12 protein-coding genes are annotated in these 13,928 nt (G+C 63.2%); 3 read left to right on the forward strand and 9 right to left on the reverse strand.

Going from position 1 to position 13,928, the window contains the following annotated elements; all coding sequences use genetic code 11:
* Window positions 1–40: 40 nt before the first annotated feature.
* Window positions 41–1,780 carry an NPCBM/NEW2 domain-containing protein gene (locus FQ746_RS03985; protein WP_144107624.1) on the reverse strand — a complete coding sequence of 580 codons (1,740 nt, stop codon included), beginning with the start codon at window positions 1,778–1,780 and terminating at the stop codon, window positions 41–43.
* Between the two features lie 216 nt (window positions 1,781–1,996).
* Between FQ746_RS03985 and FQ746_RS03990 the strand changes: the two genes are divergently transcribed.
* Window positions 1,997–2,659 (forward strand): hypothetical protein, encoded by a 663-nt coding sequence (locus FQ746_RS03990; RefSeq protein WP_144107625.1) that lies wholly within the window; start codon window positions 1,997–1,999, stop codon window positions 2,657–2,659.
* Window positions 2,660–2,674: 15 nt separating this feature from the next.
* Here the strand turns inward: FQ746_RS03990 and FQ746_RS03995 are convergent, their stop codons facing one another.
* Entirely contained in the window at window positions 2,675–4,000 is a 1,326-nt protein-coding gene (locus FQ746_RS03995; RefSeq protein WP_260853882.1) for an MFS transporter, read from the reverse strand.
* A 152-nt stretch (window positions 4,001–4,152) separates the two neighbouring features.
* Between FQ746_RS03995 and FQ746_RS04000 the strand changes: the two genes are divergently transcribed.
* Window positions 4,153–4,941: an SDR family NAD(P)-dependent oxidoreductase gene (locus tag FQ746_RS04000; RefSeq protein WP_144107627.1), complete on the forward strand. Its 789-nt coding sequence runs from the start codon at window positions 4,153–4,155 to the stop codon at window positions 4,939–4,941.
* 30 nt (window positions 4,942–4,971) lie between these two features.
* On the opposite strand, the gene FQ746_RS04005 is transcribed toward FQ746_RS04000, so the two are convergent.
* Window positions 4,972–5,457 (reverse strand): MarR family winged helix-turn-helix transcriptional regulator, encoded by a 486-nt coding sequence (locus tag FQ746_RS04005; protein ID WP_144107628.1) that lies wholly within the window; start codon window positions 5,455–5,457, stop codon window positions 4,972–4,974.
* A 162-nt stretch (window positions 5,458–5,619) separates the two neighbouring features.
* Between FQ746_RS04005 and FQ746_RS04010 the strand changes: the two genes are divergently transcribed.
* Window positions 5,620–6,498 (forward strand): cupin domain-containing protein, encoded by an 879-nt coding sequence (locus FQ746_RS04010; RefSeq protein WP_144107629.1) that lies wholly within the window; start codon window positions 5,620–5,622, stop codon window positions 6,496–6,498.
* A gap of 149 nt (window positions 6,499–6,647) precedes the next feature.
* Here the strand turns inward: FQ746_RS04010 and FQ746_RS04015 are convergent, their stop codons facing one another.
* The 6 genes from FQ746_RS04015 to FQ746_RS04040 all read right to left on the reverse strand — a co-directional run bounded on the left by FQ746_RS04015 (window position 6,648) and on the right by FQ746_RS04040 (window position 13,658).
* On the reverse strand, window positions 6,648–7,901 hold the full coding sequence (locus FQ746_RS04015; protein ID WP_260853883.1) for an MFS transporter: 1,254 nt from the start codon (window positions 7,899–7,901) through the stop codon (window positions 6,648–6,650).
* 258 nt (window positions 7,902–8,159) lie between these two features.
* Window positions 8,160–9,587, reverse strand: coding sequence for a cytochrome c (locus FQ746_RS04020; protein WP_144107631.1), 1,428 nt, complete (start codon window positions 9,585–9,587; stop codon window positions 8,160–8,162).
* An 8-nt stretch (window positions 9,588–9,595) separates the two neighbouring features.
* On the reverse strand, window positions 9,596–11,374 hold the full coding sequence (locus FQ746_RS04025) for a GMC family oxidoreductase (RefSeq protein WP_144107632.1): 1,779 nt from the start codon (window positions 11,372–11,374) through the stop codon (window positions 9,596–9,598).
* A 116-nt stretch (window positions 11,375–11,490) separates the two neighbouring features.
* Window positions 11,491–12,189, reverse strand: coding sequence for a gluconate 2-dehydrogenase subunit 3 family protein (locus FQ746_RS04030; RefSeq protein WP_144107633.1), 699 nt, complete (start codon window positions 12,187–12,189; stop codon window positions 11,491–11,493).
* A 113-nt stretch (window positions 12,190–12,302) separates the two neighbouring features.
* A complete protein-coding gene (locus FQ746_RS04035; RefSeq protein ID WP_144107634.1) occupies window positions 12,303–13,298 on the reverse strand; it encodes a LacI family DNA-binding transcriptional regulator in 996 nt (331 codons plus the stop codon).
* A gap of 168 nt (window positions 13,299–13,466) precedes the next feature.
* Window positions 13,467–13,658: a hypothetical protein gene (locus FQ746_RS04040; protein WP_144107635.1), complete on the reverse strand. Its 192-nt coding sequence runs from the start codon at window positions 13,656–13,658 to the stop codon at window positions 13,467–13,469.
* Between the last annotated feature and the right edge of the window lie 270 nt (window positions 13,659–13,928).

The raw sequence follows: 13,928 nt of genomic DNA on the forward strand, positions 1-13,928 counted from the left end.
CTCCGCAAGATATCCGGCTTGATCACCCGCGCCCGCTCGCTCACGAACACACGAGCGACGGATTCGCCCAATCCGCGACGTCGTGGGTCACGCCATCCTGGCCGTCGGTCACCACCAGTCTCAGCGTCTTGCGGCCCGTTACGCCGACCCGCACCGTCTTGATGGGCGTCGAACTCGTGACGGTGCCGCTGTCGTAGAGTTCGACGTTGTCTGCCCACACCTGATAGTCGACCGAGCCCGCGCCCTGCGCAGCCGCATCGAGTCCGATGTCGCTCTGGAAAGTCGAGCAGTGCCCGTCCAGTCGATAGACGAGTTGGGCGGGTGCGTTCACGGTCAATCCATCCACGTAGCTCTTCGCGTGAGTCACGATGGACGCAGCCGCCGAGGCGCCCGCCGGCAACGACGATCCCGCCGGAAAGACCTTGGCCGCGACCGTGCCGGACTGTACGGTGGACCATATCCAGTTCTGACCCGCTAGCGAACCGTTGACGACCTGAGGATCGGTGCCGGTCAGTTCGATCAGCACGGCGCCGGTGGCGGGCACGGTTTGCGTCAGGCTCGTCGTCACCGCGCCCAGCGTTGCGCCTGTCGCGAGATTGCTTGCCTGCACCGTTCCCTTCAAGCCGAGGTTCGCAAGATTCACCGTGATGGGCGCAGCCGTTGCGCCGCGATTGAGCAGCGCTACCGCACGCGTGCCCGTGGCGGACAGTGGCTTGGTCCACACCTGCAGCGAGCCGGCGCTATCCGCGGTATCGAGCACCGCTTGCAACGCGAGCGCATCCTGATTGACCGAGATGATGCCCGCGTTCGTGAGCAGTGCCTGCGTCGCGGCGCTCTGCTTCGTCACGTCGTTGCCGGCGTTCAAGCCGCTCGACATCATCGCCCACATGATGAAGTGCGCGGTGTCCTGATCCGCGCTCATGCCGTTGCCGACTTCGAGCATGTCCATGTCGTTGTAATAGCCGGGCACCGCCCACGCGGCATCGGCTGCGCTGATGTCGATAATCGACGTGACGGAGGTGAAGTTCGGCGCGATATCCTGCGAGATACGCGACATGTCCGCATAGGCCGGAACGTAGAGCGTGCCGTCGGCGGCGAAGTTGGTCGGCAGCGTCGCGTTCGCGCTGTACGGATTGATGCTGAGGAACATCGGCCGGCCGGTTGCCGCGATGCCGGCGCGCATCGCAGGGAAGGCCGACAGGTTGCCACCGCAGTAGTCGATCTTGACGTAGTCGACGCCCCAGTTGGCGAAGGTCTGCGCGTCCACGCTTTCATGGCCGAGACTGCCCGAGCCGACACCCAGCGGGTACGACGCCGGCCGCGTGCCGTGCGAGAGACCCGCGCAGGTGTTCGTCCCCGCCGACGTATAGATGCCGAACCTCAACCCTTTACCGTGGACATAATCGGCGAGTGCCTGCATGCCGTCGGGGAAAGTCGTCGCGTTCGAATAGAGTTGGCCAGTGGTGGGATTTCTTCCGCCGACCCAGCAATCGTCGACGGTAACGTAGCGATAACCGGCCGCGGCCATGCCGTTCGAGGCGATCGCGTCGGCGGTGGCTTTGACGGTCGCTTCGGTGTTCTTGCAGGCGAAGGTGTTCCACGAGTTCCAGCCCATGGGCGGCGTTGCGTAGCGAACCTGAGCGAGCGCGACGCCCGCATCCGGAGTACCGCTGGACACGGCGCCGTCGCTATTGGTACTGCCTCCGCAACCGGCAATTGCAAAGGATAAAGTCACGAACAGAAAAGTCAGGATGACTTTGGATCGGGCTGACGAACGCATGATGGTGTCTCCTTCCAACGCGTTTGTTTCCGCTGTTTTTATTGTCTGGAGGTTAGCGGACCACGCGGGTGTGAAGGAAAGCGTATGCCTCGTTTTATGCGGACGCAATCTCGTGGATGAATTGTCAAATACCAGGAGATGCGCGAAGCCGTTATGCTTTGCCCACGACACATTCGGTCGAAATGCTTTTGTAAGCGACTTTCAGCGGAGAAACCTATGAAGCAGGGGAAGTCCAAATTGACCCGTCGCGATGCCGACAGTCTGTTTCCCGATTTGCAGAAGAGCGGCACGCAACTGTCGAGCCGCCCGAATAATCCATTCGGCGATGCCCCAGCCGAACCAGTCGAGCGTACCGAACGGGTCAATCGTTCGGAGCGCGATGAAGCCGCGTTGTGGAAGGACAATCTCGTGACGCTGCCGATGGCGATCGTCCTGCCACGGGGCTATGCATCGCTCGCGGCCGTGCGCGATGCGATGGCCCGCGCATGGCAGGTCAAGTGGCTAAGGGAGAGCAAGGACGAAGTGGTGGCGGATTTCCCGGAAGGTTGGGCAGCGGTTCGTCCGCCGAGCGGCCCGATCGAGTTGCGCGACCCGGCCGGTATCGTGCGCGGCGTTTATGGTTGGGCGGGAGATGCGGAGCTACGCATATTGCCGCGCTATCGGGTGGAATCGCAGGAGAACAGTTCGAGCGGCCTCGGCAGCGTGCTGGTACGCGATCGGGAAAGCGGACAGATTCTCGAGCGCTCGTCGACGTGGTCAGCGCAGACCGGCACGAACCACCCCGATTGGGCGCGACTCTCGGCGTGGCTCGATCAGGCGTTTCCGCTGCATGACGATCCGCTGCGCTTATGGACGGATTGCGAGAGGAATCGTGGGTGAGTGGGTGAGCGGGGCTTATCTCCCGCTCACCGCAAACACGCTTTTGGCCCGATCGACCAGCGTGGCCGGAACGATAAACACCAGCAACACGCCGACCACCGCCGCCGCCGCGAGCGCATACATGCCCGACGCGGTGCTGCCGGTGGTGTCGGCGACCACGCCGACCAGATAAGGCGCGACGAAGCCGGACAGATTGCCGATGGACGTGATCAGCGCGAAACCGGTCGCGGCGGTGGCGCCCTTCAAAAACGCGGTCGGTAAATTCCAGAACAGTGGAATGGTGGTGACGATGCCGGCCATCGCGGCGATCAGCGCGACGAACGACCACGTCGGCGTAGCGCGCAGCAGCACGCTCAGCACGAGGCAGGCGGCGCCGAACAGGCCGGCGAGCGCGAGGTGTTTGCGCCGCTCGCCGGTGCGGTCCGAATTCCACGCGAACGCCAGCATGGCGACGACCGCGGCGGCGTAGGGCAATGCGGTCATCAGACCGATCTGACGGATACCGTTGAAACCCAGCGCCTTGACGAGCGTGGGTAGCCAGAAACTCACGCCATACAGCGCAGCCACGAACGCGAAATAGATTGCGCACAGCAACCAGACTCGCAGGTCGGACAGGCCGTGGGCGAAGCTGCCGGCGTGGTGCGCGCCGGTGCCGCCCAGTTCGGCTTTCAGCGCGGTTTTCTCGGCGGGGTCGAGCCACGCGGCGTCGTCGATGCGGTCGGGCACCAGCATCCAGAACGCGATGCCGCAGAGAACGGCGGGCAGCCCTTCGCAGACGAACATCCATTGCCAGCCATGCAAGTCGGCGAACTCGGGCGCCGACGTCATCAGCCACGCGGAGAGCGGACTGCCCACGACGCCCGCGATCGGCAACGCCGTCATGAAAATTGCGATGATGCGGCCACGGGTGCGCGCCGGAAACCACTGGCTGACGTACAGCATGATTCCCGGCGAGAAGCCGGCTTCGGCGACGCCCAGCAGAAAGCGCACGAGATAGAACGAACGCGGCCCGACCACGAACATCGTGCAGGCCGACAGGATGCCCCATGTCAGCAGGATTCGTGTGATCCACGCCCGCGCGCCCAGCTTGTGCAGCAGCATATTGCTGGGCACCTCGAACAGACAGTAGCCGATGAAGAAGATGCCGGCCCCGAGACCGTACGCGGTGTTCGAGAGGCCGATATCCGGCGCCATCTGCAACTTGGCGAACGCGACGTTCACCTTGTCGAGCTGATTGATGATCAGGCTGATCAGGATGACCGGGATCAGCCGCCAGAATAGTTTGGCGTCCGTCGCCCGGCTCACTGGCGCCGGGAGGACCGCTCCGAGGGTTCCGCTCATCTTCGTCTCCGTTGACATACCCGATCGTGTCGGCGTAGATTGTTATCAATTGATAATATATACCCGGCGTCGGGGTCGCGAAAATGCTTATCGTCTCGGGATAATCCCTAACGGGGCAAGCGCGGTCACCGGCAGATTCTTCAGGAGACGACGTGGATTACATCGGCTGGACAGTGGCAATTACGGGGGCGGCGAGCGGAATCGGCTACGCCACGGCAGAGGCGGCGGCCCGGCAGGGCGCGCGCATCGTCGCGCTCGATCGCGATGCGGGTGCGTTGGCCGGCATGCGGGAGCGCTTCGCGGCCAAAGGCTGGAACGTCGTGCCGATAGAGGTGGATATCGCCTCGGAGGCCTCCATTCGCACCGCGATAGAGGAAGGAATGGCTTCCATCGAGCGGGTCGACCTGCTGGTCAACAGCGCGGGCATCATCTCGCGCGGGTTGTTCGAGACGACCGGCGGCGAGGAATGGCAGCGCGTGCTGGCGGTCAACCTGTCGGGCAGTTTCTTCTGTTTGCAGCAGATGGTGCCGTTACTCAAAGCCGGCAGCGGGCGAGCGGTGGTCAACGTGGCCTCGCTCGCGGCCAAGCGGGTGTCGTACACGGGCGGCGTCAGCTATACGGCGGCCAAGGCCGGCATGCTAGGACTCACACGGCATGCGGCATTCGAACTCGCTCATGAAGGCATTCGCGTGAACGCCGTTTGCCCGGGCCCCGTGCTCACTGCAATGACGCAAAGCGTGATTGGCGACGAGGAACGGCGCAAAGTCGCCGCGATGGTGCCGCTGGGCGACTGGATGAGCCCCGAGGACATCGCCGCATCGATCCTGTTCCTCGGCAGTCCGGCCGCGCGGATGATTACCGGCACAACGCTCGATATAGATGGCGGCTTGTCGCTCGTGACAGGCTCGTCGTTCGAGTCTTACCGCAGCGCGCGGCAATAACAACAGACGCGACAGGCACGACCGGGCGAATCAGGCCCGGTTGCGCTCCTTACCGAAGAGCGCAGCGGACAGACGGTCCACGTCTTCCGGTGCATAGGCGGTGCTGGTAATCAACTGGTCGAGCAGGCCGCTCAGTGCCACGGTTTCGACTGCACTGAGGTCGCGCAGCGCGAACGCCTCGACTTCCAGCACGATTTTCATGCCTGCGTCGTGGGCGCTGCGGCCGGCTTTGGTGAGCGTGTAGCGCGTGGCGCGCCCGTCGGTTGGATCGGGCACCGCGACGACCAGTTTCAGGTCGCGCAGTTTCAGCAGGCTGCGCCCGGTTTGCACGGGAGTGAGCAACATGTCGCGACCGATTTCGGTCGGAATGCTACCCGGCGCTTCCGCCAGTTTGACAAGCACGCGCCAGTCCAGAGCGCGAATCTCGAGATGTCGCGCGAACAGTTCCTCCGCCATATCGAGAATCGATTCGGCAACACGACGGACACGGTAGGCGGGCATTTGTTTGAATTGCATGGCGGTTTCGCGAGCGGTGCCGGACGGAGGATTCTAGACGAGCCGCCAGACCTGCCGTAAAAGAGGGTCGGTCATGCGATTGACGAAGCGTCCAGTCTCGTTCATATTGTATCAAATGATAATAAATACGGCGGACATCCCCAAAATTACGTGGAGACGGAAATGAATGCACCAGTGGAATTGAGCGGCGACTTGCGCGGTGGTCAGCGGGAGCGCGGCGTGTATGTATTCGATGTCGCGGAGAACCCGTGGCAAGGTGTCGGCAAGAGCGGCCTCGCGCAGAAAATCGTCCGCCGCGACGACCGGACCGGTCACTCGTTCGGCTATATGTCGTTCGATACGTTGGCGCGCACCGGCGTGCATCAGCATCTGGGCACCGCGTTCAGTTATTTTCTTTCGGGTGCGCTGACCGACTATCAAGGGACGACCGGCGCGGGCGAACTCGGCGTGAATTTCGCGGGTTCGACGCACGATGCCATCGCGTATCTGCCGACGTTGTCGGTGGGCCGCATGGAGGGCCCCGTCGCGTACGGCGCTGAGGTCACGCATTCGCTGCATGCCGGCAATCGTCACACGAGTTTCGAAAACGAATTTCCCGAGCATTTGCCCGACCTGAGTATCCGGCTCGACGACGTGCAGGTGAGTGCGACGCGCGTGGCAGGTCTGACGCGCCGGCTGGTGTACGACTACGCGCATACCCGGCTCATGCGCCGCATGATTCAACTCATGCTGTTGCCCGGCACGACGGTGCCCGCGCATCGGCTGGGTGCGCTGGTCGATATGTTCGTGCTCGCGGGGGATGTGTCGCTGGTCGCGCGCGATGTCGTGTCGAGCGCAAAAGCCGGCGACTTCGTCGTGATGGAGCCCGACACGCAAGTGGCATTTTCGTCGCGCTACGGCGCCAGTTTGCTGCTGTGGGCCGATGGTCCGTCCACCTGGGAGGATGGCCCGGCGAGTCCGGAGTTGTACGGCTTCACGGCGGGGCACGGCGACCCGCTGCGGTTCGGTAATCGCGCGCCGGTGGATTTCAACCAGCAGTAAGCCGGCTTGGGTTCGGGTGGTTACGCTTGGCGTCTATACTCGGGCCGCTCCGGCGGTCACCCGCACGAACCGGATCGCTTGCTCTGCAAAAGCCGGCGTGCCGTATCGTGTCGAGGTTATGCAAGCGTGTTCACCGCAGCAACCCAACCCTAAACCGTCGCCGTACGTCTCTCCAGCGAGAACGACAGCAGCAGCACGCAGATTCCGAGCACCGCGAGAATTGCGCCGACCCAACCGGTCGACACCCAGCCGAAGCCGGCCGCGATCACGAGTCCACCGAGCCACGCACCCAACGCATTGGCGATATTGAACGCGCTGTGGTTCAGCGCCGCAGCGAGGGACTGCGCATCGCCGGCCACGTCCATCAGACGCGACTGGAAGGCGGGCGTGCAGGCCGAGCCCGCGCCCACGCCGAACAGCACCGGCAGCACCGCCCACAGATGCGGCGCGGCGAACACGAACGCGATCAGCACGACCACGGTAAAGCCGTACATCGCGAGCATCGTGCCCTTCAGCCAGCGATCGGCGAGCCAGCCGCAGGCCGTATTGCCGACGATCATGCCGATGCCGATCAGCCCCAACGCCCACGGAATCTGATGAGGCGCGATGTGCGTGACGAAGGTTAGCGTGGAAGCGACGTAACTGTAGACGGCGAAAATGCCGCCGAATCCGACGGCCGACGCAAGCAGCGTCAGCAGAACCTGCGGCCGGGCCAGTGCGCCGAGTTCGGTGAGCGGACTGCTCTTGCGCGACGTCGGCAGGCTCGGCACGGACCAGGCGATCATCCCCGCGGTGACGAGCGCGATGACCGCGACCGACGCGAAGCACGCGCGCCAACCCAACGCCTGACCGAGCCACGTGGCGGCGGGCACGCCGATCACGTTGGCGACGCTCAGTCCCAGCATCACCTTGCCGATTGCCGCGCCGCGTTTGTGCGGCGGCACGAGTGCGGCGGCGGCCAGCGCCGCGAGTCCGAAATAGGCGCCGTGAGGCAAGCCGGCGATGAAGCGGCTGACCAGCACCATCGTGTAGCTGTGGAACACGGCCGTGGCGCCGTTGCCGATCGCATACAGCAGCATCAGCAGAATCAGCAGCGCGCGGCGCGGCATTCTCGCCAGCAACACGGTGATCGCCGGCGCGCCTACCACGACGCCCAGCGCATACGCGCTGATCAGGTGGCCCGCAGTTGGGATCGACACATGCAGGTTGCCGGCCACTTCCGGCAGGATGCCCATCACCGCGAACTCGGCGGTGCCAATGGCGAAGCCGCCCAGTGCCAGCGAGAACTCGGCGAGGCCGAGGCCGTGCGGCGGCGGAACGACGGGCGGCGTGCCGTTGGTTCGGGCGTCGCGTGGCGAGGCCGATGTGCCTGCGCGATCTTCGGTATGAAGCGTTGTTTCCACCAATACTCTCGTGAACGATTGTCGACGCCGTGCGTTTCGAAGGCCGCGCAGCAGAATGGGTGACGCGCGGCCCGACCGGTCGTTGTGCCCGCATCGATCCGCGCGGCCTTGAATCATACGATGCCATGCACGAGAAGCCGTCCCAGGCGTGCATGCGCGCAAACGATACGCGACGTAGGCATCTTCCAAAAACGAACTCGCTGCGCTGCAGCCCGAGGGGTGTCGGGCTACAGCGCAGCGAGTTGCGGGCAAACCTGCTTACTTCGAGGTGCCGATACTGCCGTCGAGACGCTCGTCCGTAGCGGGCTGCGCTACGCCGGCCCAGCCTGCGGCTTCCACCGGTTTCGCCGATTTGCGGATCTTCGCGACCTGATCCGGCGTCGCGGTGCCACCCTTGTTGCCCCAACTCGTCTGAATGAAGTCGACGACGTCGGCGACCTGCTGGTCGTTCAGCGTCTCTGCGTACGGCGCCATCGTCAGCATCGACGGCGCGGTGGCCGTGCCAGGTTGCGCGCCGCCCGACAGCACGATGTGAATCGCCGAGGTCGGGTCGCTGGTCTGCAGCACCGGGTTGCCGGCGAGTGCCGGGAACGCCTTGCCGTTACCCTTGCCGTCCGAGCGATGGCACGCCGCGCAACGGTTGATATACACGGCCGCGCCCGCGGACGCGACCTGACCGTTGAAGAGGGCCTTCGACACCGTGTCGTCGTAGCTATACGCAGCGGCCTGCGCGTTGTGCGGCTGCAAGGTCTTCAGATACACCGCGATGCTATGCAGATCCTGGTCGCTCAGATACTGCATCGAATCGACCACGACGTCGTTCATCGCGCCGAACGAAGCACTGCGCTGATTGCGTCCCGACTTCAGGAACTCGACGATCTCCGCTTCGCTCCAGCCCGACAATCCGCCGCCATGCTCGTCGCGCAGCGACGGCGCGCTCCAGCCGTCGATCACGCTGCCACCAGCCAGATAGTCGGAGCCGTCGGTATTGGTCAGCGCCTTTTCCTGCAAGGCGACGCCGCGTGCGGTGTGGCACGAGCCGCAGTGTCCGAGGCCTTCGACGAGATACGCGCCGCGTGCCGCTTCGGTGCTCTGGCCTGCCGTCGGCATGAACGGTTGCGGCGTCGGCGCGAACATCCAGCGCCACACGGTCAGGGGAAAGCGCATCGACAGCGGCCACGGAATCTCGTTGTCGCGATTCGCCTGCGCAACCGGCTCGACGCCGTGCATCAGGAACGCGTAGAGATCGTGCAGATCGGCGTCGGTCATGCGCGAATACGACGGATACGGCATCGCCGGATAAACGGTGTAGCCGGCTTTCGTCTTGCCATAGCGCATCAGCGCGGCGAAATCGTCGTAGGACCAGGTGCCGATGCCGTTCTGCGCATCGGGCGTGATGTTGGTCGCGTAGATCTTGCCCATTGGCGTCGCGATCGGCAGGCCGCCCGCGAACGGTTTGCCGTTCTTCGCGGTGTGGCAGGCGATACAGTCGCCGGCGTGGGCCAGATACGCGCCGCGGCTCACTTCGGCGGCGGTCGAGGCCGATATCGCAGTGGCGTTCGCGTTCGCGCTTGCGTCGGTGGCCGAAGGAGAGGGCGAAGCCTGCGTCAACTGTACGTACGCGAAAGCCGACAGGCAGCAGATGGCAAGACCGCCGAGGGTCTTTTTCAAAGCATGTTTTTTCATCGTAAGGCTCAGGCGTCGACTAGCGGGCGTGGGTTTTTCAGGTACTGCTCGCGAATGGCTTTGGCGGACCAGTAGGTCAGCGCCGTGGCGAGACCGGTCGGGTTGTAGCCGATGCCGACCGGGAACACGCCCGATCCCACCGCGAACACGTTATGAACGTCCCAGCTCTGCAGATAGCGATTCAGCACGCTGGTTTTCGGGTCCGTGCCCATCGGCACGCCGCCGGCCCAGTGCGTGGTCTGATACGGACGCAGGTCGAAGTGATCGCCGAAATTGAGCACCGACGCCGAGGTCGATTGCGGGTTCATCGCCTTCGCGACGCTCATCACCTTGTCGGTGACGAAGCGGCTCATCTTGATGTCGTTGTCTTTCCAGTCGAACGTGAAGCGCAACAGAGGTTGACCGTACGCGTCCTTGTAGACCGGATCGAGATCGAGGTAGTTGTCGCGATAGACCATGTTCGAGCCGTGCACGTCGAACGATACGAAGTTGTTCGCATAGTCCTTGACGGCTTTTTTCCAGCCTGCGCCCCACTTCGGCGAACCGGTCGGCGTGGCGACGCCCGAGATCGGCTTCACGCCGGCCGGATTGCACCACACCGGCGAACCGCCGACGAAGCCGAGCGGCGCGTGGTCGAAGTTGTCCGCGTTGAAGTCGTCCATCGCGACGCCCGTGCCGCCCGCGCCGATGAAGTTGTTGGTGTTCTTGCCCGGCGCGAAAAACGCCTTGACGGTCGCCATGGTCTGGTACGCGACGTTCTTGCCGACCGCGCCTTCGCCCGTCTGCGGATCGTATGGCTTGCCAATGCCCGAGAGCAGGAAGAGCCGCGCGTTGTTGTACGCGAAGGTCGCGGCGATCACGATGCTCGCGGGTTGCTCGACCGTATCGCCGTCGATCGACGCATAGGTTACGCCGGTCGCGATCCGTTTGCTGGAATCGAGGTTGATGCGCAACACGTTTGCGCCGGTGCGCAGTTCGAAGGTCTTCTCGCGACGCAGCGCCGGCATGATGTTGACGTTCGGCGAGGCTTTCGAATAGTTGTAGCAGGCGTAGCCCGAGCAATAGCCGCAGAAGTTGCACGGACCCATCTGGCAACCGTACTGGTTCGTGTACGGCTGCGAGACGTTGGCCGATGGCTCGCGGAAGGGGTGATAGCCGACTTCCTTCGCGGCCTGCATGAACAGATGCGCGGTGTACGGCACTTTCTGCGGCGGCGTGGGGAAGTGATCCGAGCGATTCGCTTCGAACACGTTGCCGTCGCCGACCACCTGGCCGTTCACCTTGTAGGCGACGCCCGAGGTGCCCATCATCTTTTCGACGAAGTCGAAATGCGGCTCGAGCTCTTCATACGTAACGCCGAAATCCTGGATGGTCATGCCGTCCGGAATGAATTTCGCGCCGTATTTTTCCGTGTAGTGGCTGCGCAAACGCAGTTCTTCCGGAAACACGCGCCAGTGCTGACCAGACCAGTGCAGGCCCGCGCCACCGACGCCTTCGCCCGGTTTGAACGCGCCGATCTGCCGGTACGGCACCGCGTCAGACTTCGTGTCGTGACGGAACGTGAACGAACTCTTCGACATGTCCTGGAAGAGCTTCCAGCGCTGCAAATAAGCCAGCTCGTCGATAGTCTTCGGATACGCGCCGTCGGGATACGTGTCGCGGTACGAACCGCGTTCCAGCGCGACCACGCTCAAGCCCGCTTCCGTCAATTCCTTCGCCATGATGGCGCCGGTCCAGCCGAAGCCGACGATGACGACATCCACCGGCTTCATTTTCTTGTCTGCCATTTCTCTGCACTCTGTGTGTCCGGTCGCGCGTCGATTCATTGCTTCGATGCTTCAACGCGCGGCCTGTTACCCGATCTGTCGATTCGCTTGCCACCCCGGCAAGCGCGTGCGGCGCCTCAGCCGAGCGAAACCGGCGGCAGCGGATACGCCTTGCCGTATTGCTCGACCCAGTCCATGTAGTCCGCGCGCGCGCCGGGAAAACCGACCATGCGCCACGCCGCCATGTCCTTGTTACCGCCGTATTTCGGATCGCAGAAGTAGCCCTCGTGGACGTTCTGCAAAAGCTGCGAGAAAAACGCCCCGGATGGAACCGGTTCCATTTTCAGGCTGCCGGATTCCATCTGTTTGAGAAACTCATCCTTGGCGGCGTCGTCGAGTGCGGAGAATGCTTTGCCGTGCAGTTGCTGCGAGGCTTTATCGACCAGAGCGAGCGCGCTGCGATACAGATCGCGGGGCGCGAGATGCAACTGGTAGCCGAACAGCGCGGGCAGATCTTCCTTGAACGGGCCGTGCATGTACCAGAGTTGGCCGTGACCATAGGGCGTGTCCATCTGGCGGTCGATGAATTCGGAAACTCCGGCTTCGAGCGCGCCCGGGCCTTCTTCATCGGCGGGAATCAGGCGGTCGACCAGCGCGTTGAGCGTGGTCCACTCGTCGGCGCTGAAGTAAGTGGGCTTGTACGGTTCGGCGGGCGCGGCTGCCGAGAACGCCGACATGCCGACCGTGGCCGCACCGAGCGCTGCCGCGGCGGGGGCAACGGCCGCCGTCTTCAACAGGAACGCGCGGCGCGATGACGAAATGCCAATTGTTTTCATGAAGGTAGCGTGGGTTGAGTTTTTCTTCGGGTGTTACCGGTATCATCGCGGATTGTATCTGAAGATTACAAAGTGCGTCATCGAGCCGCACATCGCCCGTGGCGCCTCGCGGGTCAGGTACTTTCGCGGACGACGACCGAGTAGTCGATTTTCACGTGCTTGCTGCCGGCGGCGGCCACCGAACTATTGTTGGCCAGCGCCGCGAGCAGGGCTTCGCCGGTGCGCACGCCGATACCCTGCGCGTCGACCGACACCGTCGTAATGGAGGGCGTTGAACAGGCGGCGACCTCGAAGTCGCCGAATCCTGCAATCGCGATGTCGCCCGGCACGCTCAGACCGCGCCGGTGGCATTGCATGATCGCGCCGAACGCGGACTCGTCGCTGACGCACATGACTGCGTCGGTGTCGGGCCATGTCTTGAGCAATGCGTCGAGCGCGGGGCCGCCGTGGCTCATCGTAATGGGCGAGTCGCCGAGACGCACGATGCGCGGTTCGCCGAGCGCCTGAGCACGAATTTCCTGCCGATACCCCTTCAACCGGTCGATACCCCGGCGATCGAGATCGCTCGCACCGCCGAGAAAAGCGATCCGGCGATAACCGCGCTCGACGAGGAAGTGCACCATCTTGCGGGCCGCCAGCGCATTCGAGAAACCCACCGCGCCGTCGATCGGATCGGCCGGCAAATCCCACATTTCGACGACCGGAACGCCCGAGCGCTGCAACAGCGTGCGGGTCGCCGCACTGTGCTGCGCACCGGTGATCGCGACGCATCTCGGTTGATGGCGCAACAGCGATCGCACGAGTCGTTCTTCACGCAAGGGATCGTAATCGGTCACGCCGAGCAGCAGTTGCAGGCCCGCGGCTTCGAGCGTGGCCGTGAGTCCTTGCACGGTGGCCGAGAAGTTCGAACTCGACAACGACGGCACGACGACGGCAACGAACTCCGAGCGCCCCGAAGAAAGCGCGCCCGCCGCGGCATCCGGGACATAAGCCAGTTCGTCGATCGCGCGCTGCACGCGCTCGCGTGTGGCGAGTGCCACGCTGTGACCGGCTAACACGCGCGAGACGGTCATCTTCGATACGCCGGCAAGACGCGCTACGTCGGACATGCGTGCAGGCGCGACAAGGCTCGTTGTGTCCAGCGTGGTAGCGGCGGGAAGGGCGGGTTTACCCATAAATGGCGGTGGGTTCAGAGGGCGGTCGAGATTCAGCGCACATGATAAGGCAGCCGTGAGCGGCGTTGCCGGGACATCTGATAGTTTGGCATTTCGCCGCATTCAACCCACCCACTGAATGATTAACGAAATACGGTAAAAAATCCGGGCCGCCGGGCCGGAATGCGCGTCGCATTGCGAGCTAAAAATAATTAAAAGCTTTGATTTTCTTATGCCGCCGCTTTTAAACCACTCGAGCTCAATCATCGCGGCCGATACCCCGGCGCCGTGAAAGGGTGAAACATTGCGATCCATCTCGCGCGCTTTTTATGCGGAAGAAGCACATCGCAACCTTCTGGTCGCCGCATCCACAACGCCGAATTAGTTAAGTGTCCGTAGAGATTTGTAAACGGACTCTACATTACTGCCGATCGTCAATTTCGGTCATTTTTGGCGTTTGAATTCTTCACATGAATAGACGAGACAACGTTTGTTGCCGATTTGTTGTGTCGATATGGTGGTCGACTATGAGGGGTCGAATGGCGATAGTTCCGGTGCAACCAATCCTCTGATCATCATGAGAAA

Source organism: Paraburkholderia sp. BCC1886 (assembly GCF_900996245.1).
In the GTDB taxonomy this organism is placed as follows: domain Bacteria; phylum Pseudomonadota; class Gammaproteobacteria; order Burkholderiales; family Burkholderiaceae; genus Paraburkholderia.